At 62.1% G+C, this 18,862-nt stretch carries 17 protein-coding genes and 1 pseudogene; 1 reads left to right on the top strand and 17 read right to left on the bottom strand.

All coding sequences use genetic code 11. The annotated features are described in order from the left end of the window. Window positions 1-311, top strand: a pseudogene (locus QW861_RS33780) (hypothetical protein); the annotation flags it as partial. A gap of 128 nt (window positions 312-439) precedes the next feature. Here the strand turns inward: QW861_RS33780 and QW861_RS33775 are convergent. From QW861_RS33775 to gspD, 17 genes are all read right to left on the bottom strand, one after another. Next, on the bottom strand, window positions 440-2,353 hold the full coding sequence (locus tag QW861_RS33775; RefSeq protein ID WP_315754926.1) for an HAD-IIIC family phosphatase: 1,914 nt from the start codon (window positions 2,351-2,353) through the stop codon (window positions 440-442). A gap of 208 nt (window positions 2,354-2,561) precedes the next feature. Continuing rightward, a complete protein-coding gene (locus QW861_RS33770; RefSeq protein WP_315754924.1) occupies window positions 2,562-4,118 on the bottom strand; it encodes a radical SAM protein in 1,557 nt (518 codons plus the stop codon). A gap of 110 nt (window positions 4,119-4,228) precedes the next feature. After that, entirely contained in the window at window positions 4,229-4,687 is a 459-nt protein-coding gene (locus tag QW861_RS33765) for a MaoC/PaaZ C-terminal domain-containing protein (protein ID WP_315754922.1), read from the bottom strand. 304 nt (window positions 4,688-4,991) lie between these two features. Beyond that, window positions 4,992-5,234 (bottom strand): acyl carrier protein, encoded by a 243-nt coding sequence (locus tag QW861_RS33760; RefSeq protein ID WP_315754920.1) that lies wholly within the window; start codon window positions 5,232-5,234, stop codon window positions 4,992-4,994. 24 nt (window positions 5,235-5,258) lie between these two features. Further along, complete coding sequence (locus QW861_RS33755) at window positions 5,259-6,461, bottom strand: hypothetical protein (RefSeq protein ID WP_315754918.1); 1,203 nt, start codon at window positions 6,459-6,461, stop codon at window positions 5,259-5,261. Window positions 6,462-6,515: 54 nt separating this feature from the next. Next, window positions 6,516-8,078: an MBOAT family O-acyltransferase gene (locus QW861_RS33750; protein WP_315754916.1), complete on the bottom strand. Its 1,563-nt coding sequence runs from the start codon at window positions 8,076-8,078 to the stop codon at window positions 6,516-6,518. A 340-nt stretch (window positions 8,079-8,418) separates the two neighbouring features. Continuing rightward, the gene (locus QW861_RS33745) at window positions 8,419-8,889 is read right to left on the bottom strand and encodes a hypothetical protein (protein ID WP_315754913.1); all 471 of its coding nucleotides are present in this window, start codon (window positions 8,887-8,889) and stop codon (window positions 8,419-8,421) included. 38 nt (window positions 8,890-8,927) lie between these two features. Then, window positions 8,928-9,497: a type II secretion system protein GspM gene (gene gspM, locus QW861_RS33740; RefSeq protein WP_315754911.1), complete on the bottom strand. Its 570-nt coding sequence runs from the start codon at window positions 9,495-9,497 to the stop codon at window positions 8,928-8,930. Beyond that, complete coding sequence (locus QW861_RS33735) at window positions 9,494-10,618, bottom strand: PilN domain-containing protein (protein WP_315754909.1); 1,125 nt, start codon at window positions 10,616-10,618, stop codon at window positions 9,494-9,496. The genes gspM and QW861_RS33735 overlap by 4 nt, the downstream gene beginning before the upstream one ends. Before the next feature lie 35 nt (window positions 10,619-10,653). After that, complete coding sequence (locus tag QW861_RS33730) at window positions 10,654-12,429, bottom strand: GspE/PulE family protein (protein ID WP_315754907.1); 1,776 nt, start codon at window positions 12,427-12,429, stop codon at window positions 10,654-10,656. Window positions 12,430-12,439: 10 nt separating this feature from the next. Beyond that, window positions 12,440-13,243 (bottom strand): type II secretion system protein GspK, encoded by an 804-nt coding sequence (locus QW861_RS33725; RefSeq protein WP_315754906.1) that lies wholly within the window; start codon window positions 13,241-13,243, stop codon window positions 12,440-12,442. A gap of 46 nt (window positions 13,244-13,289) precedes the next feature. Further along, the gene (locus tag QW861_RS33720) at window positions 13,290-13,964 is read right to left on the bottom strand and encodes a prepilin-type N-terminal cleavage/methylation domain-containing protein (RefSeq protein WP_315754904.1); all 675 of its coding nucleotides are present in this window, start codon (window positions 13,962-13,964) and stop codon (window positions 13,290-13,292) included. Between the two features lie 9 nt (window positions 13,965-13,973). Beyond that, on the bottom strand, window positions 13,974-14,405 hold the full coding sequence (locus QW861_RS33715) for a type II secretion system protein (RefSeq protein ID WP_315754902.1): 432 nt from the start codon (window positions 14,403-14,405) through the stop codon (window positions 13,974-13,976). Further along, window positions 14,402-14,875 (bottom strand): type II secretion system major pseudopilin GspG, encoded by a 474-nt coding sequence (gspG, locus tag QW861_RS33710; RefSeq protein WP_315754899.1) that lies wholly within the window; start codon window positions 14,873-14,875, stop codon window positions 14,402-14,404. Before gspG ends, QW861_RS33715 begins: the two co-directional genes overlap by 4 nt. Before the next feature lie 46 nt (window positions 14,876-14,921). Then, entirely contained in the window at window positions 14,922-15,392 is a 471-nt protein-coding gene (locus QW861_RS33705; protein WP_316194030.1) for a GspH/FimT family pseudopilin, read from the bottom strand. Then, window positions 15,389-16,609 (bottom strand): type II secretion system F family protein, encoded by a 1,221-nt coding sequence (locus QW861_RS33700; RefSeq protein WP_315754895.1) that lies wholly within the window; start codon window positions 16,607-16,609, stop codon window positions 15,389-15,391. Before QW861_RS33700 ends, QW861_RS33705 begins: the two co-directional genes overlap by 4 nt. Then, complete coding sequence (gspD, locus tag QW861_RS33695) at window positions 16,609-18,855, bottom strand: type II secretion system secretin GspD (protein ID WP_315754893.1); 2,247 nt, start codon at window positions 18,853-18,855, stop codon at window positions 16,609-16,611. Before gspD ends, QW861_RS33700 begins: the two co-directional genes overlap by 1 nt. Between the last annotated feature and the right edge of the window lie 7 nt (window positions 18,856-18,862).

Genomic DNA, 18,862 nt, shown 5'->3' with positions numbered 1-18,862 from the left:
GGCTGCGCTTCATGCTCTGGTCCTCGTTGGGCCAGAACGAACTTCAAACTGGATTAAGCCCCAGGGGCAAGGTCAGCCCAGCTGACCGACGGTTCAACCGTTCGGAAGACAGAGCCGTGCTCGCCCAGGCTCTTCGTAGCCTCGTCGAGCGCATCTTGCTCCGCCGAGCGGCAAGCGCGGCTCAATCGAGCCCGCTTCATGAAGAGCAGGGTACCGTGCCGGACAACGTAACGCCGGGGCAAAGGAAGCACGCCGCGAAACTCCCAGAGCCCTTCGGCGATAGTTGTCGCGGCGACGAGCAGCCACCTTAATTGCTGCTCTAAGCGGCCGCTGAGCGGCTCACTTAGCTAGCCGCGAATGAGCTTTCGTCGCCTAGAGTCAGAGACCTGTGCTTCCCTGGATACAATTGATCGTTCAGGCGTCTCGACCTCACAGCCCGCTATTGATCGAGCTTCTGCGCAAAATGCAATGCCTGCAAGCAACTATCGGGGTGCGCATCTGCGACCCGCTTGATCGTTGTCTCAAGATAAATTGGCGGATCGGCCGAACGAACCCAATCAGTCGCGCCCTCCACATCGCCAACCTTCTCGAAACCGAGTCGCTGGTAGAGTTGCGCCACGAGCTTGTTCTTCTTGCTCGGCACGTAACGCCCGCGGATCACCTCGCAGCCGCGCGCGAGGGCGACGCGTGCGATCTCGTTGGCAATAAACTCCTCCATCGCCCGGCCCAGCACGCGGCAGCTCATGACCCATGTATCAATGACGAGCGCAAGGCCGTCTTGCCGCATCAGCACCACCGAGATCAGGCCGTTGTCGCCGAAACGGTCGCGCAGGGTGAAATGACGGCAGGTCCAGTTGCTGTCGGCCTGAAACGCCCTCACCTCGGCTTCGCTGTAGCGCGTGCCGGTCAGATGGAATTGGTTGCTCTTGTTGATCAATTGCGTCGAGCGCGCGAGATACATTCCGTCGGCACAACCGACTTCGGCCTCCATCAGCAGGCTCTTCTGGAATTGGGCCTGGTCGGTGAACGATCCCTGAAGTTCGCGACGTTGCGCGTTGGCGCGATAATAGTCGGTGCGCACCGCGTCCTCCTGCGAATAGGCGACCGTCTCGAAATAGCGTTGCCGATGCACGAGCCCGACATATTCCGCAGGGTCGTCCGACAATTCGGGGACGGTGACCATCGGCAGATACTGGCGCACCAAGTCACGCTCCACCGGATTATCGTCCACGAACACCATCGAATCGAGGCCGATATTCAAGTTCTCGGCGATTGTGCGGATGTTGTCAGCCTTGTTGCTCCAATTGGCCATGAACTCCGCGACGTCGTCGAGTCTCAGGCGCATATCTGGATGCTGCTCGAACGGCTCTCTGGCATTGGCGACATCGTTCTTGCTACAGACGGCGAGGATAACACCGCGCTGCTTGAGGCTCTTGAAGTAGTTCTGAATTTGGCTGAACGCCTCGCCGGTCGCGCCGTTGCCAAGTTTGATCCCCCCCAGCCCGTCGTCACCGATCACCCCACCCCACAACGTATTATCGAGGTCTAGTACGACGCATTTCTTGGCCTGGCCCTTGATCGCCGCAACCAGCCGCGCAAAAGTAAAGCCGACCAGACCCATAGCATCAAACGTCATCGGCTGCTTGGAGTGATGCCAGTGCCGATATTCGAACCAACGCGCCTGGCCGTAGAGTGCCGACAGGTGATCATAATCGAAAATGACGACGCCCCCTGAGGCGCGGTCGGCGAGCCGGCTGTTGAACTTGCGAATGACCGAGCGCCGGCTCCACCCGACCGATCCCTCGAAATTGCCGAAGATATCGATGGCGGGCGTGTCAGCGTTGTTCTGGATGACAAGGGCCGGGCAATTCTTACGCACCTCCGCCCAGAGGCCCTCCACCATGTCTACCTCAGCGGCCACCGCGTCCTCGACGAGGTCGACGGCGCTACCGGGTGGCATGTCGATCCGCAAATCGCGACCGGTCGTGAAGATCCAGACGATCTCGGGCTCAAACGCGTACAGCTCGCCATCCTTGTCAAGGATGGTCGGAACGATGGTATCGAACGGAGCGATGTAGAACTGTGCGGCAAAGCCTTCGCTTGCCAGCCACAGGCGGACCATCTCCGAGACATGGTCGACCGTGGCGCTCGATAGAATCGCGATTCTGATCGGCTTCAGGCCGAGCGCGTCGCGATCCATCGTGTCGAACACCTTGAGATATTTGCGCAAGGTGACAAAGCTGTCATTTGGATCAATGGCGCTTCGCAAGGTCGCAAAGGCCTCGTGGATATCCCCACGCCGCGCCTGCGCACAGAAGCTGGCGAAACGGTCGTTCGATCGCGTGCTGTTCATTTCAGATCCGCTCATCGCAAACGTCTGGTCTCATGTCCCAGTTCGCCGCCATGTCGCGGTAGCGCTTCCGCGGCAAGCCCCGAAACTTGGCAATTCATTGGACCAGTAAGCCGGTTGATCCCAACGCCAAATCTGGCGCCGCTCCCTTAGATCCGGCGCTCCCGCAACGGATCCGCGACCAAGGCCGCTGCACCGTCCGATCGGGTCCTCACGGCCCGAAGACGCTGCTGACGAGTTCGGGGCGGTTGATCACCTGTACCCGTCCCGGCGACCGGTTCTCATGAAGCCGCTTCAGCGAGGCGATGACGTCGTAGTTGTCGCCAAAGTCGCCTGCCAATTGCCTCTTCATGATGGTGTTGATGCCTTCCTGCAATTGCCTGATCTCGCGGAAGTCGTAGCCCTGATCGTACAGATAGGCCATGTACCAGAGGCTGGTGTCGGGATCGACGAAGCAGGCGTTCTTGATCGATTGGAACATTTCGAGCTTGATGCGACCGGCGTCCTCAGAAGACATCGTGTTGTGCTTCCAATTGGCGCCCATTCCAGTCAGCCCGAACTCCTCTCGCCTGTTGTGAATATCGGTGTGCTCCATGTAATAGAATTCCTTCAGCGAGTAGAACTGGACGCCGCAATTCTCGATGAAGTCCATGTTGTCACGAATGGTCTCATCGGTCTCGCCGGGGAAGCCAAGTACGAAGGCGGATAGCGAGTTGATATCGTATTTGTTCAACAGCTCGATCCCACGCCGGAAATCGGCGCGCCGCGCCTTCTTGTTCATGTTTTCGAGCACGGTGTCATTGGCGGATTCAACGCCGAGATAGACCCCCTTGCATCCCGAGTCCTTCATCGCGCGTACGATCTCTTCGTCGACATACTGCACACGCAGGAACGAAAACCACTCGAAATCATACTCCTGGAATATCTTGAGCAGCGCCTTGAAACGGTGCGGCGGCACGTTGAAGGTGTCGTCGATGAAGATGATCCGGTCTATGCCGCCAATGCGCTTCACCGCGTCGAGATGCATCCTGACCTTGTCGCCCGCGAGTGTCTTCCAGCCACCAGCCGTCGTCGGATAGGAGCAGAAGGCGCAGGAGAATGGGCATCCCGACGCCGTCCTGATCTGGACGGTGCGGTTCAGGAACGGCGCGTCCAGCTGGTCCCACAAGGCCGGGCAGTCGTCGAGAAGTGGCGTGTTCCATTGCACTGGACCGGCAGAAAAGCTGCCGCGTTCTAAGGTGCAGAGGTTCTTGACCTCGTCAAATCCCCCGCCCTTGCCTCGGGCCAGGAGCAGATCCCTCAGGTCGAACTCCGAATTGAAGGCATGCAACATGTGCTTGATGCCGTACTTGCGCATCGGCTCCGCGAGATCGGCCGGCGAACCGTTGATGATGTAGGAATTCGCGAATGCGCCACCGACGATGATCTCCATGTCGGGATCGAGCTTCTTGAGGCGTTTGCAGATGCGCCCGATCTCCTTGAAGGTCAGAAAGAAGGTCGATGAGATACCGACGGGGATCTTGCCGCCGCTGCTCCGATAGGCCTCCTCGAACAGATCCCAGTCGCTGTCGATGTTGTTGATGATCTTGGTACGAATGCCGAACGACAGTAGGTAATTCGCAACATGCAGTCCGCTTGCGGATGGGAGGTTCCAGATATTCAGCGACTGCCGGCGGCCGGGATAGTCGGACTCGAAATAGTTCGGGCGTCCCGAGATCGCGTTGATGAAATCAAGATGGCCAACGAACTTGCCCTCGTGCCGAACCATTCGTGGGTAGACCAGTGACCGGAACAGATCCAGCCGATCGATTGGCAGAGCCGAATACGCGTCGTACTCAACGACGTTCGATTGGCAGATCAATATAAAATCCCAATCCGTCATGGTCGGCTCCTGGTAAATCCAACTTGGACCTTGCCCTTGGCAACGCTCATCTGAGTACGCTGGCGAATGACATCAACATTGGCAACGAAAACCTCGGCTGCGCTCGACCATTGCGCAACCGTCGCCTGAACACGGATCGTGTCACCGATATAGAGCGGCTCAATCCATCGAAGGTTGATCGATTGCAGGATGCAGTCGAGACCCGGCAGCCGAAGCCCGAACAGCCGTGAGACGAAACCGGCGATCAGCATGCCGTGGACGACACGCGCTTCGAAACCACGCTCCCTGGCCACACCATCGTCCATGTGGATCGGGGACACGTCGCCGGTAAGCGCGGCAAACTGGTCGACATGATGGCGTTCGACGAGCTGTTCGATCTCCGCCGTCAAGCCGACGAAGATATCCTCCGGTCTCAGGCACAGAACCGCGCTCGCGCCGCCGGCAAATTGAGCCATCCCCTGTCCTGTCCATCAGCAGTATCAAAGTGCTCGGCACGGCTTAGAATGGGGCCGAGCACACCCCTAACGTTTGCCAAATTACCTGCTTCCGACCAGCCGGTCGAGAAGAAACGAACGCCACTTACTCGCAGGGGTCGCGGACTGTGGCGCCATCGACACCCAGACAGCCGCCGATGACAACCCCCGCCCCCAATCGCGTTCAGCCAATGCACTCAAAAAGACATAGCCGCCCGGCCGCAATTCGAAACGCAAACCGTTCGATCCCGGCTTCTTCCAATGATAGACAGACTTGCGCCAGCAACTAGCGTGCCATCTTCCTCTCGAGCAACGACACCATCGCCGCGACATTCTCGAGATTGCCGATTTCCGAAGCGTTGAGGCGTTGGCCAAACTCTTCCTCGACCGCCAGCACCAGCGAGATGTGAGTCACGGAATCCCACTCATCGAGGTCGTCGGCCGTCATCTCGGGGAAGATCCTGATGGTCTCATCGCCGAAGGTCTCGATGAAAACCTTGTTCAAGCGCTCGTAGATCTCAGCCGTCATTTCTGCACTCCGCCCTAAAGGCAATTACTTCACGAAAGTCGATCTGTAGAGATGATAGTGATTGACATAGTCGCTGGCACGCTTGAGGTCACCCCGCAGACCGGTGATATCCAGCCGCGGCAGCGCGGCATTGAAAGCGGCATTGCCGCTCGCCTCGATCAGGGCGGCAACCATTCCGGCCTCTGATGGATGAGACGTGTCGACGAAATTTTCGGGATCCTTCGACATGGCCGCACGGCTCAGATCGACGTGGATGATTCCCATCTCGGTGAATCTTCTTTTCATTGTCTCGCTCTCGAAATCGCGCCAAGCGCCCGCGTAGGGTCGGTATTCTTCGTTGTGATCCAGGAAATCGACTGTCGGCGCAAAGATTGGAAACTGGATTCCGACCAGCAGGATCCCCTTGGCCTCGGCATCCGCGGCCATTCCCGCCAATTGAGCGAGTTGCTCCTCGTCGGCTTTGGGAGCGCCAGGAATGGCATTAACCAAGCCGTTTCTGAAATCAAGCATGACCTGCTTGGCGGCGTCATATTGCGCTAGCTGATAGATCAACGATCCATCCCAACGAAAGCCGGCGCCGGTTCGTGCAGCCGTGACTCCAACCATGGTCAGATCCTCCCGCGGATGCTTCGGATAGCGGCCCGCAAGACACTCCCATGCTGCTTCTAAACCGCGACCGCTGGAATCAATCGTCTGCCCAATCAAGGAGCCGATGCCTCCGATATGTTCCTCGACACCGTAGCGGAACGTCCCCGCCCGCTTACCCTCCATCCTCTGGTAGGAGTTTGAGAGCTGGAAGTAATCCATCGAGAAGATGACCACGCGGGGATACGAGACCTCGGTGATCCTGTTGAGGAAGTCGCGCAACTGCGATACCGTCCAGGCTGTCAGACAGGCGTTATAGAACTTGTAAGGCATGAACATCGCCGACCGCAGCTGACTGCAGCGCGAATTTCCGATAGCGATGATCTCAGGCTGTTCGTCGGCGATCCGCTGCAGCTTGAAGGAGGCCCAGTTGCGCGCGTCGGTCGGAAAAAACACCACGGGCATGTTGCCCTGCTGCAGGCGAGCAGCGGCCGCGGGTGGACGTCCCTCAAGTGTAGCCCACCCCAGATACTCCATCAGCGCGATCTGGATTAGCGCGCACACCACCACCCAAGCCACGAAACGACGGCCCCGGACCCCCGCCGTCCGCTCTTCCGAGTTGGGCGAAACGGACAATTGCATGGCTGATTCTGCTGAGCTCATCGGTTGGACGGACATGGCCAATGTTCACTCGGGTCAGAAATGGAAATAGAGCAGCGCGGCGCGATCATTGCTCAGATACGCCAGGGCCGACCAGACGAGTAGGCAGGACACCGAGACTGCCCAGACCGGAGAAAAAGACAATTTGAGCGCATCAGCCGAAGGAGCGATCTTGGGGTAGCCGCCGCCTTCGAGGACTGGATTGAAACGGGACAGGATTTGGTTGCTGTTCGGCAGCCCCCAGACGATCAAGAAGAGCAGGAGCAGAATCGCTAGGTCGGCGACCGTGAGTGGCATCGTGCCACCTGTGGAGAGAACAGGGTCCGCCAGCCGGGTTGGCCACGCGCCGGTCAGCAGCGTGGCGCCGGTCCACTCGGAGCGTCCCAGCAGCGTACCTAGCATTGCGAACGCCCCACCAGGATTGCTCGCGCGGAAGATCGCCCACCCCGCTGCAACCGACAAGAAGGTCAGTCCCAACGCCACCATAGGCCACCAACTGGTAGCAAGGGCCACCTTGCGATAGTACCCGCCAAAGCTCCGCCAAAGGTGGTTCACTACCAGCAAGGCACCATGATACAAGCCAAACATGGCGAATGTCAGATGATTGCCATGCCAGATTCCCATCAGAAACATCACCAGCGTGGTGGGGTAGGCAATGCGCCAGACGAACTGCCTGGCTGCGCTCGCCTTGGCGCCGATCCGGCGCGCCATGTCGAGCGTGACTGTGTTGTAGACGTAGATCGTCAGGAAACGAGTCAAGGAAACATGCCAGCGCTGCCAGAAATCCACCATACTGCGCGCCTTGAAGGGCGAGTGGAAATTAGCCGGCAGTTCCACTCCGAGCAATCGTGCGACACCGATGGCCGCATCACTGTAGCCCGAGAAGTCGAAATAGACCTGAAATCCATAGGCAATCATGCCGACCCAGGCGGCGGCGGTTGGGATCGGCTGCTTGGCGAGCCACGGAATCATGACCTTATCCGCCACGAGCGCCACCGCCGGCGAGATCACGAGGTTCTTGAACATCCCGGCTCCGATCAGCGCCAAGCCGACGGACCAGTCAACGCTGGTCGTGCGGCCAAGCCGATCCTGGCTCGTCATCGCGTCATAGCGGATCAGTGGACCACAAAGAATTGCAGGGAAGAACAAGACATAGCTCAGTAAGTCCACCGGAGAGTGCGCGACCTTGCCGCCACCGTGGGCGTCGATGAGATACGACACCAGACGGAAGACGATGAAGGAAAGTCCGATCGGGAAGCCGAGCCCAAGCTCGACAGAATAGGTCGGGCCCAACCCGGCGACGAGCGTACCGAGATATTTGTAGGCGGCAAGCAGACCAAGATTGAGCGTCAGTCCAAAGACCAAGATTGTCGTCTTGCGATGATTTGGCGACAGAACGAACGCCCGCCCCAGTCCCCAATTGATAGCGACGAGACCGAGACAGACTGGCAGCCCTTGCGGGTCCAGTTCGTAGTAAATAACCGTTGATCCGAACGCAACGATCGCGCGGCGTGTCTCAAGGCTCCTTGTTAGCCTGAGTGCGATCGCAATCGCCGCGAGAGCTGCAAGAAAAAGGACAAAATAGTCCGAGTTGTGCATCGTGCGTTCATTCCCCCCTGAGGCGCACTTTACAGTGACTTATCCTCTAGCCGTCTTGAACGTCAGACACAACCATTCGATTGTGGGCCTTGGGAGGACTTAACTCGCTTGCGGGGGCCATAGTCGTGGTCGCTGCCGTTTGGCTTTTTGCGATGGATTTATGTCGTGGCACGAGTTGCCGACGCCTCCACTCTTTGCGTGAGTGGGCACATGTCCGCAGTTGGGCCTTTTGATCGCCATCGCTTCGCAAGAGAACGGGCGGCCCGATTGAGCAGGCTAATCTATCCTGTTCTGCAGGCGGCTACCTAACCGCCGTCGATCTCGGGGCCTCGATCGTTATTCAATTCCGCGGATAGAGCTGTAGCTCGATCACACGGCCGACCTGCTCGATCCGGACACCTGACGCATCAATGGTTTTCACCTTCCAGCCCTGGAACATCCCTTCTTCATCAACCCAGGAGCCGACTCCGCCACCAGCCTTGTTCAGCAGGTAGGCCTTACTCTCCCGAGTCGTTATCATAATACCACCAACAATGAGGCCGGGGTCCGCGGTCACTGCCTGCTGGGGAGCGACAGGGAGAGGCGGTGCGGGTGGAGGCGGAACGAAGGGCTCGCGCGACTTGGAGAAGACCGGGCGAGCGACGATCTCTGTGTAGGCATCCGCGCGCGGTCGTTCCGCATAGCCCGCCATCGAGCGCGGTAGCTCAGCGTTCCATGCTACGCGCTGCGAGCCCACCGTTTCTTCTCCCAATCCCAGTATCGCCAATTTCGCTCCGAGCACCAGATTGATCGTGCCCAGAACCGCCAGCACTCCGACCGGCGAAGTTACGCGCCATCTCGCCGGTAGCCTCATTGGATCGCACCATAGACATCGAGCTGCGCCTGAAGCATCGGCTCTTCGGCCGCACCCTGCCGCAGGGCGGGTCCACTCTTCAGCGTCGCGCTGAATATGAACAAGTAGGGCTTCGCGCTCTCGACGGCATGGACCACGTGCATCACCGATCGCAACGCCCCCGAAAGATCGACCCGCACTCCACTATACCTGATCCGATCCACCGTCCGGCTGGGCAAGGATTGGATGGCGCGGGACTGGGCACCCGAACTACCCAAGATCGTCTTCAACTTCGTCTGCAGATCGGCCGAGATCACGTTGTCATTGGCGCCCGTCAGAAACTCCCCGCCCTGAAACTGCAACTCCGTTTCGGCTGAGAGCGCCTCGACAGCCGATGCCTGCGCCGCGATCGCCCTCAGCCTTCCCAGCAAAAGCCGTTGATCCTCAATGCGGCCCTCGCGCTCGGCAAACATCTTATCGATCGGCACGACGATCACCCAAATCGCAAGGCTCAGCATGGCAAAATTTCCGAGGACGAACAGGCTGCGACGTGCGAGCTGAGCATCGAACTTAAAAGAGACCTTCATCGTGTCGCCTCCTTGATTGCGTCAGGCAGCCGAATCTTGACCTGAAGCGAAAAGCGCTCCCGGCCTTCGATTGGATCCATTGCGACCGGTGATGTCAGCGTGGCGTTGATGAAGAATTTCGACCTGTCGAGAATGCTGACGAGGCTAGGCGCGGCAGCGGAGAACCCCGTCAATGCGACCGTCGCGCTGCGGGAGCCGCCCCCCTCGATAAGCCGCAACTCGGTCAGCCAGGAGTGTTTTGGCAGAAGCCGTGTGGTTTCGTCCCAGACGTCGATCAGCCCCGGCGACTCGCTCCGCTGCAGGCGAAGCCGCACCAGCGCTGTTTGCCGCTCCCGCAATTGATCGACCACCGAACGGACGCGCTCTGCGTTCCGGCGCGCGATCGCGATATCGGTCTCTAACCGATCCAGCGCAGTCTGTTGCCGGTCATAGGTCATGCCCGCGAGGCCCGCCCCGAGTAGAATGGTCGTGCAACAGAGCGCCGCGATTGCGATCCGGTACGAATTGCGAACGTCAGCCTTGTGGGCCAGGCGGATCGAAGGTGCCCCTTCATCGTCGCCGAAGACGACGAACGTGATCTGCTCGAGCGGAAGCCCGAGCTCATCGGCGGCCTGCTGGACACGCCCTCGTCGGGTGACCCATTGCCGAACGGCAATGCGGCCGTCCGGAGATGCGCCCGCTACATGGTCGGAATAGATGTCCTGTACCTTGAAGGGAGTCCGGCGCAGCAGATCCTGCGGCACGATGGTATTGATCGAATCGCGGGCTTCGGCCGGGAGCACGAGGTCGCGGCGAAAGACGTCCTGTTCAGGCAATCGCAAGCCGAGATCGACGTCGCGCCGGTCAAAGCCGTAACGCTTCATGATGGCCTCCATCGCAGCCATCACCCCTTCTTCATCCGAGGTCTCCGAGACGTCGATCCCAGATCCCGGATCGATCAGCCGAAGCGTGACACCCGAAGCGCAGCCGTCGACCACGATCCTCGGTCTGCCGCCGGAGGTCAGCGAGGCCGCCATCCGTTGCGGCAGCAGATTGACGAATTCCCCGCACCACCAATTGACAGCCAACCGCGCCAGCTCGCGCGGACCAGCCGCACGGACCGTCGTTAGCAGCGTTCCCATGTCCCTGCCCTCCAGCATTGCCGCACTCGCTGTCCTCATCCCATACGGGTCGCGCGCAGGACGTCGTCGATCGTGGTTTCGCCGCGCCAGACCTTTCGAACGCCCATCTCGTACATGCTCTGCATCCCCCGCTCGCGGGCCGCGCGCTCGATCGCCGTATCCGCGGCCTTGGCCAGGATCAGACTTTGACATTCGTCATCGACAACCAGCATCTCTGCGATCGTCGAACGGCCGGAGAATCCGACTTGGCCGCAATCCGCACAGCCCTGCGGCTGGCGGATATCTGGTTCACCAAGCGCACGAACCTGCGTAACGGACCGTTCGAAGCTCTCGGCCCAATAGCTCACTTGCGGATGACCACAAGAACAGCACCGGCAGAGCTTGCGCACGAGACGTTGCGCGATCACGCCCTTCAGCGTCGACGCCAGCAGATAGTTCTCGACGCCGATATCGATAAGGCGCGTGATCGCGGATGCCGCGTTGTTGGTATGCAGCGTCGAAAGGACGAGATGCCCCGTCAGCGAGGCCTGAATGGCGATGCGTGCCGTTTCGAGATCGCGGATCTCGCCGATCATGATGATGTCCGGATCCTGCCGGAGCATCGATCGCAGCGCGTGCGGGAACGTCAGTCCGATGTCCGATTGGACCTGCACCTGGTTGATACCAGACATCTGGTACTCGATCGGATCCTCCACCGAGAAGATCTTACGCTCGCTGTTGTTCAGCGCTTTCAGCGCGGTATACAAAGTCGTCGTCTTGCCGCTGCCGGTCGGCCCCGTGACCAGGATGATGCCGTTGGGTTGTTGCAGGAGCGCATGGAGCGTGGCGATATGCTCGTCTGAGAATCCGAGCTCGGCAAAGTCCAGGCTCACGCGATTGCGGTCCAGCACGCGCAGCACCACGCTTTCGCCGAAGGCCGTCGGTATCGTCGAGACGCGGAAATCGATGTCGATGCCGCGAACCGCGATCTTGATGCGTCCGTCCTGAGGTAGCCGGCGCTCCGCAATGTCAAGTTTCGACATGATCTTTACGCGCGACGTGATCGCCGCGCGAAGATCCGCTGAGAGAACCTGCGCCGAGCGCAACACGCCGTCGATCCGATAGCGGACGAGCACCTGGTCGACGTTCGGCTCGATGTGGATGTCCGATGCGCGCGCCTCGACGGCGTTGGCAATGATCTGGTTCACCAAACGGATGATCGGCGCCTCGCTCGCCAGGTCACGCAGCCGCTGAACGTCTGCTTCATTGGCCTCGACACCGACGACCACATGCGTAGCGTCGTGGCTCGAACGGATCGGATAGAGCGCGCCGCAGACCTGGTCGAAATCAGCAGCCGTAAACAGGCGCATATCGACAGACAGTCCCGTCAGGAATGCGAGCGCCCTGACAGGATCGTGGTTGAACGGATCCGTCACGCCAAGTATTAGCCGGCCGTCTGTGCTCTGGAGCGGCAGCACCCGATTGTGCCACACGAACTCCGCTTCGACCAGCTCTGGCAAGACAGGCTCGATCGGAACCTCGTCTGGACGTACCAGACCAAGAGCCAGGAACTTCGCGAGCGCTGCAACCAAGCCCATCTCCGACACGAGACCGAGCTTGGTCAGCACCGTGTCGAGCCGGTCGCCGGTCGTCTGCGCCGCCCGAACCGCACGATCGAGGCTCATGCGGTCAACGACGTTTTCCGCTAGCAGAAAGGCGCCGAACCGTTGCAGTAGCTCGGCCCTGTCGATTTCATGCACGGAGTGCAGGTGCACAGCGCGCGGCGCGCGAGCACATTCAGCCGAAGCACCACTCTGGAGCGTCACGATCATCCTACATCCGTCATTTCGTTTTCCAGCTCAGCACCCAATACGGCTGCCGCGGGTTCTCCGTCAGGCGAACCGCGACATCGGCCGAGACCGTGCGCGAGGCGTAAGAGAATTCGGTCCTTATCGCGAAGGCGCGACCGCGCAATACGATCGCGGGATCATCTGCGAACAGCACGGATCTGGCTTCGGCGGTCTCGCGCGCAGCCACAGTCGCCTCGGCGCTCTCTGTGCTCATGTTGGGCAAAGCGCGCAGCACCTCGCGGGGCGCAAGCTGCGGATCGACAAATTGCCGCCCCGAATAGACCGTGAGCGCAGGCGCAATCCGCGCAAAGATCGCGGGCGTCATATCCATGACCAACAGCAGCTCATCGACGCTCTGGAACGGACCGTTGCGGGGATGATAAGCGGCGCTGCGCGAGGCATAGTCCCGGTCCTTGGCGCCGTTCAGGTGCTTCAGCGCGGTCGTCGTCCGCCAATCGACGATCTTGTCGGTCAGGCTACTCGCGACCTGTGCGTCCAGCCCTACGGATTGCAGTAGGTTGTTCAGCATGGCCTCGTCGGTCTGGTTGAGGTCGATCCTCCCCAGTTCGTCCTGAACCCTGATGCCGATCAGCGTCCCGTTGAAATCGAGCTTGTAAAGCCTGCCGTCGGCGCGCCAGCGGCGCTCTGCCTTTGGATCGAGCAGCCCGTCGATCGCCGCGTTGACGCCGGCTTCGACGAGCGCATTCAGACCGGCCTGCTCGATGCCGTTATGAGCCAGACTGTACGACACGCTGCTCGACCATGATAGCGACAGCGACACCGCCGTCAGCAGCATGAGTCCCCAGAGAACGGATATGACCGGCATGGCGCTATCCTCCCCGCTACCGCCCGCGACAGCGCATCGTGAGCGCGTCATAGACGCAACTCACATCTGCCTGCACGCGCGGCGCGATCACGAGCTCAGGCCAGGTTTGTCCGTCGCCGGGACGCATGAGGACCCGAAGACGGATAAGAGCCGGGATGTCGGTCTGCTCCTGCCAGCTGGTGCGCCAGCCCGCGTTGTCGGCCCCTGTCCCTCGTCCGGCATAGCTGAACTCCACCCGATCGATATTGGAGACCAGCAGCGTCCGCTCGGAGTCCTGCTTCAACGCCAGTTCGGGGCGTGATTGCAGGACGAGATCGACCCGGTCCGGCTTGCGGTCGGCGAAAAGCTTGAACCGGAAGTGGCCCGCGCCGCCGGCCACAGCCGGCGCGTCGCCGAGAAATTCGAGGCTCTCAGCCTGGCCGTCGAAATCGATCCGGCGCTGTGCGGCATCTTCTCCGAGCATCATCGGATAGAGATTCCCGATCAGCCGCCGCATAACATCCTGGGCCGCAAGTTCGCGCTGGAACGCTTCCGCTCGAGCGCTGCCGCTGCGCCAAGCCTGCAGGCCGAACTTGACGTTGTCGAACAGCAGAACGGCGAGCAGGCTGAACAGCGCGAGCGCGACCAGGACTTCGACCAGGGTGAAGCCTGCGTCACAATCATCCAGTCCTGCGGCTTCCGACGACGTCATCAGCATGGCTCACGGGGACTTGGTGGCTCTGGGTCCGAGACGCAGCGTCGAGAGCGCGAAAGAGCGCGGGTCCTGCCCTTCCAGCCAGCCGACCTGGACGGAGACCTGATACAGTTCGACTGTGCGCACGTCTCCGCCCTGCACCGGACGATAGGGCTGCATTTCGAGGCGCCACTGATAGCCATTCGCCTTCGTGCCGGCGAGCGCCTCGGTGCGCAGCGGAATCACGGGGCCGACCTGTGCCAACATGGATTGCGCCAGCGACACAGCCCCTGCCAGACGTTCGGCCATTCCCGTTCGCAAAAGCCCAGTCGAGAATAGGCTCATCACCAGGGTCAGGCCGAGCGACAGCATGGCGAGCGCTACGATGACCTCCACCAGAGTGAAGCCGGCCTCGCCGTCGTCAACCGCTGATGTCATCGCTGTCCCGATGGACGTCATGGCTGCCAGCTCGTCACATTGGCATTGGCGGAGGTCTCGTCCTCGCGGCCGTCGGGCCCGAGCGAGACGATGTCGTAGGCACCGTGCTGCCCTGGGAATTTGTAGACATAGGGCCGCCCCCACGGATCGTTCGGAACCAAGGTGCCACTGAGATAGGGCCCGTTCCAGGTGGCCGCGGTGGCCGGCTTCTGCACGAGCGCGCCGAGCCCTTCGGCCGAGGTCGGATAGCGGCCATTGTCGAGATGATAGAGATCGAGCGCCGACGACAGGCTGCGGATCTGGATCCGCGCCGTCTTGAGCTTGGAGTCGGAGAGATAGCTCAGCACCCGCGGTCCCACCAACCCCATGATGAGGCCAATGATCGTGATGACGACCAGCATTTCGACCAGGGTGAACCCCGCCTCGCTCTCGGCGCCCCTGCGCGAGCGGGCCTGGCGGAGACCGCGCCACGCCACAACACGCCGCCTCATGACGTCACTCATTGCCTGACATTTCAGCATCAATGCCTCCCTCCCCTCAACATGCGGCCGCCGTGCGCACCGTCCCCGTCAGCCACCCGACGCAGAGCCGCACCTCGCGTCCGCCAAGCTCCAGGCTGAGATCGCCGCCGGTCGACGAGCCGTCCGGAAAGAAGCGGAAGCCGCCCACCGCCGGCTCCGATTGCGTGGCGGCCGCATAGGTCAGCTTCGCCTGGATCTGCGGCGCAAACGAGCGCGACGAGACCACCTCGGAGCCGAACGTGCGGCGGTCGACATCCACGCTGAGCGTCATCACCCGGTTCTGCACGATCGCTGCGGCGCGCGTGGCGCGCAGTGCTGACGCAAGTTCGCCGGTCGCGGCGTCGAGGCTCACAGTGCCGGTACCGCGCGACAGCATCGGCACCGCGGCGACCGCAGCCAGCGCGAGGATGACCAGCACGGCCAGCATCTCGACCAGCGTGAAGCCCGCGCTCGTTCCGTCCTGCCACTCGCTCGTCAGCGCGCTCATCGGCCGGCCAGATCGTTGATGCTGAGGACGGCCGTCATGACGGGCGTGATCAGCGCGCCGATAATGAGCGCGATGCCGACCGTCATTGCCGGCGTCAACGCCGCCATGAAGCGATCGACATTCGTCTGGAGCTGCTTCTCTAGCATCTGCGCGACGCGCAGCAGCATGCGGTCGAGCTTGCCCGCCTCCTCGCCGACCGCGATCATCTGCAGCGCGACCGCAGGCAGCACGACCTCGGTGCGCAGCGCGCGGTGCAGCGCCGTGCCCTGCTGAACCTTCTCGATCGCCTGGTCCATGCCCGCGCGGAGATGGCGGTTGCCGACGACGTCGCTCGCCGATTTCGTGGCGGATATTAGCGGCACGCCGGCCATCAGCATCGTGCCGAGGGTGCGCGCAAAGCGTGCCGTGTCCTGCTGCAGCAGGAAGCCGCCGAGCAGCGGCAGCCGCAGCACGAGCCGGTCGAGGCGCCGGCGGCGGCCGGCATCGGCCATGGTGAATGCCACGACGGCGACGAGGAGCACAACGGCCGCAAGGCCGCCGACCACGATCTCGAGCCAGTGCTCGTTGAGCGCCAGCATCAGCTGGATGGTCAGCGGCACCGGCTTGCCGCTCTGGGTGAAGATCGGCGCCATCGACGGGATCACGCCGCCGATGATGATTGCCAGCGTGACGAGGCTCAGCACGATCAGCATCGACGGATAGATCAGCGCCGACTGGACGCGGGCACGGATCTCCGCCCGCCGCTCCAGCAGCTCGGCGAGTTCGGTCAGCACCTGCGCCAACCGGCCGCCGGACTCGCCGGCTCTGATGACCGCGACATAGTCGGCGGGAAACACACGCGGCTGCGCCTGCATTGCCTCCGACAGCGGCCGGCCGTTGAGGATTTCGGCGAGCAGCGCCTCGATCAGGCTGCGCAGCCGTTGCGCGGACGCCTGCGTCTGCACGATGCGCAAGGCATCGTCCATCGGGATGTCGGCCGCGCACAGCGTCGAGAATTCGCGGGTGAACGCCAGCAGATCGCCGCGGTCGGAGCCACCGCCGAGCGTGATCTCGCGATTCCACCATGTCGTGCCGCCGCTGTCAGCAACCGTCATCTGGAACGGCGACAATCCCTGCGCCCATAGCGCGGCATCCGCGGCCGCGGCTGACACAGCGTCGATCGTGCCCTCCGCAAAGGAGCCGTCGGTGCCGTAGGCGCGGTAGCGGAAGCGCGGCATCAGTCGAGGATCCTGCGTCCGGTGTCCTCGACGCGGCGCCGCGCCGGCGGACGGCGATGCGGGCCCTCGATCGCCATGAAGTGGCGGTACTCCTCGGTCACGCTGCGCGCCTCGTCGAGGCTGCGCATCACATGCGGCCGGATCAGGATGATCAGCTCGGTCTTGCCGATGACGTTGTCGCGGCTGCCGGCGAAATTGCCGATGAACGGGATGTCGCCGATGATCGGCAGCTGGCTCCGACCGCTGGTGCGGCCCTCCTGGATCAGCCCGCCCAGCACCAGCGCGTCGTTGTCGTTCACGACCACAGATGTCCTGATCTTGCGCTGCCGGATGGTCGGCGAATCGATGTTCGACGACGTGGTCGGCGCCACACTCGACACCTCCTGCTCGATGTCGAGCAGCACGCGGCCACTTTCATTGATGCGCGGGATGATCGACAGGATCACGCCGGTGTCCTTGTAGCTCACGGAATTGACGATCGGCGCGCCGGGCGTCAACGTGCCGGTCGCCGACTGCGTCGTGATCGGCACCTGGTCGCCGATCTGCAGCACCGCCGCCTTGTTGTCCATCACCGCCAGCGACGGCGAGGACACGATGTTGACGTTGGTGATCTGGTTCAGCGTGTCGATCGTGGCGGCGATGTTGGCCGCGGTCAGCGCATAAGAGAAGCCGGGGAACACCGAGCTGACCGCGCCGGAGGCCGCCTCCGTCAGCGTGAATTTCGAGCTGTGCTTCTGCATGTACCATTGCACACCGAAGCGCAGATCGTCGTTCAAAGTGACCTCGGCGATGGTCGCCTCGATCAGCACCTGGTTCGGCATCTGGTCGAGCCGTTCGATCACCTGCAGCACGCGCTTGTAGTCGGCCGAGGCCGCCTCGATCAGGATCGCGTTCTTGGCCTCGTCGGCGACGATGCGCAACCGCGGCCCATCGGCATCGCTATCACGGCCCGACGGCGCGGCCGCTGCCGCCGCCGGAGTGACGCTGGGCGCGGACGTGGCCGGCGCCGAGGTCCGCAATCCCCCCATCCCGCCGCTGGACGAGCCGAGGCCGCCGGTGAAGCCCGATGACGATGATCCGGAGAAGCCGCCGCTGGACGACGACGGCTGCGACTGCACCGTCGCCTCCTGATAGTTCGGCGCTACCGTGCGCCGCGCGGACGATGCCTGCGTGTCGGTCGGGAACATCGACTGCAGCACTTCGACCAGCTCCTGCGCGCGCCGGTTCTGCACCGCGTAGGTGAAGAGCTGCTTCTCGGACCCTTGCGCCTGCGCGTCGAGCTTGCGGATCCAGCTCTCGGCTCGGCGCAGATACTGAACCTGCGGCGAGATCACCAGGATCGAGCGCAGCCGCTTGTTGGGCACGAACTGCACCATGCCGGCCATCGGCCCGTCGCGGTCGGAGGCGAATACGCTCTTCAGCTCGGTGGCGATCGCGTCGGGCGCCGAGGTCTTGACCGGGATCAGCGCGAACGACATGCCCTTCATGGTGTCGACGTCGAACAGCGCGATCGCATCCTTCATCGCCGCGATCTCCTGGCGATTGCCCGAGAGCGTAATCAGGTTGCGCGCATCGTCGACCCGCACCACCCCGCCGCGCGGCGCGATCGGCTCGACGACGCGCCGGATCTCGGAGGCCGAGACATATTTCAGCTGCACCACCTGCAGCCCATTGCCGACCATCTCGCCGGTGTCAGCCACGTCATCGGTGCGATAAGCCGACGACACCGCCGTCTGGTCCGCCGCCACGATGCGATAGATGCCGCGGTTGTTGACGACAGCCGCATTGTTGGCCCGCAGCGCCGCCTGGAACAGATCGATCACCGCGGCCCGCGCCACCGGCTTCGGTGTCTGGATCGTGATCCGCCCCTCGATCCCAGGATCGACCGTGTACTTGACCCCGAGAATATCCCCAAGCACCATCTTCGCCGACTGCAGCACCGGCACCCCGGCGAGATTGATGGTGACGCCGTCAGCGACATCCTCCGTCCCGCGCGGCACGGCCCCGGTCGGCGGCTCCCCGACGAACCGCCCGGTGCCTTCGACCATCGTGGCAGGACCGCCCTTGTTGTCATCAAGCAGCGGTGAGCCCGAGATCCGGCCGGCCCGAGCACTACCCCCGGGCGACCGCATTGCCGCCTGCGCCTGCGATCCCGCCTCCGCAGCACTCGTGCTCCAGGCGAACGACGACGTGCCCTCCTCCACGGTCTGACACGCCGACAGCGCCAGCACCATCGGAAGCGCCATCCACCCG

This window comes from Bradyrhizobium sp. SZCCHNRI1029 (genome assembly GCF_032487555.1).
In the GTDB taxonomy this organism is placed as follows: Bacteria; Pseudomonadota; Alphaproteobacteria; order Rhizobiales; family Xanthobacteraceae; genus Bradyrhizobium.
Note: the sequence above shows the minus strand (reverse complement) of the source record. Positions and strands in the feature narration are given on the sequence as shown.

Coding starts and splice junctions, on each gene's coding strand:
- QW861_RS33775 (WP_315754926.1), bottom strand. CDS start 2,353: ATGAACAGCACGCGATCGAACGACCGTTTCGCCAGCTTCTGTGCGCAG.
- QW861_RS33770 (WP_315754924.1), bottom strand. CDS start 4,118: ATGGTTCGGCACGAGGGCAAGTTCGTTGGCCATCTTGATTTCATCAAC.
- QW861_RS33765 (WP_315754922.1), bottom strand. CDS start 4,687: ATGGCTCAATTTGCCGGCGGCGCGAGCGCGGTTCTGTGCCTGAGACCG.
- QW861_RS33760 (WP_315754920.1), bottom strand. CDS start 5,234: ATGACGGCTGAGATCTACGAGCGCTTGAACAAGGTTTTCATCGAGACC.
- QW861_RS33755 (WP_315754918.1), bottom strand. CDS start 6,461: ATGCAATTGTCCGTTTCGCCCAACTCGGAAGAGCGGACGGCGGGGGTC.
- QW861_RS33750 (WP_315754916.1), bottom strand. CDS start 8,078: ATGCACAACTCGGACTATTTTGTCCTTTTTCTTGCAGCTCTCGCGGCG.
- gspM (WP_315754911.1), bottom strand. CDS start 9,497: ATGAAGGTCTCTTTTAAGTTCGATGCTCAGCTCGCACGTCGCAGCCTG.
- QW861_RS33735 (WP_315754909.1), bottom strand. CDS start 10,618: ATGGGAACGCTGCTAACGACGGTCCGTGCGGCTGGTCCGCGCGAGCTG.
- QW861_RS33730 (WP_315754907.1), bottom strand. CDS start 12,429: ATGATCGTGACGCTCCAGAGTGGTGCTTCGGCTGAATGTGCTCGCGCG.
- QW861_RS33725 (WP_315754906.1), bottom strand. CDS start 13,243: ATGCTGCTGACGGCGGTGTCGCTGTCGCTATCATGGTCGAGCAGCGTG.
- QW861_RS33720 (WP_315754904.1), bottom strand. CDS start 13,964: ATGACGTCGTCGGAAGCCGCAGGACTGGATGATTGTGACGCAGGCTTC.
- QW861_RS33715 (WP_315754902.1), bottom strand. CDS start 14,405: ATGACGTCCATCGGGACAGCGATGACATCAGCGGTTGACGACGGCGAG.
- gspG (WP_315754899.1), bottom strand. CDS start 14,875: ATGAGGCGGCGTGTTGTGGCGTGGCGCGGTCTCCGCCAGGCCCGCTCG.
- QW861_RS33705 (WP_316194030.1), bottom strand. CDS start 15,392: ATGAGCGCGCTGACGAGCGAGTGGCAGGACGGAACGAGCGCGGGCTTC.
- QW861_RS33700 (WP_315754895.1), bottom strand. CDS start 16,609: ATGCCGCGCTTCCGCTACCGCGCCTACGGCACCGACGGCTCCTTTGCG.
- gspD (WP_315754893.1), bottom strand. CDS start 18,855: ATGGCGCTTCCGATGGTGCTGGCGCTGTCGGCGTGTCAGACCGTGGAG.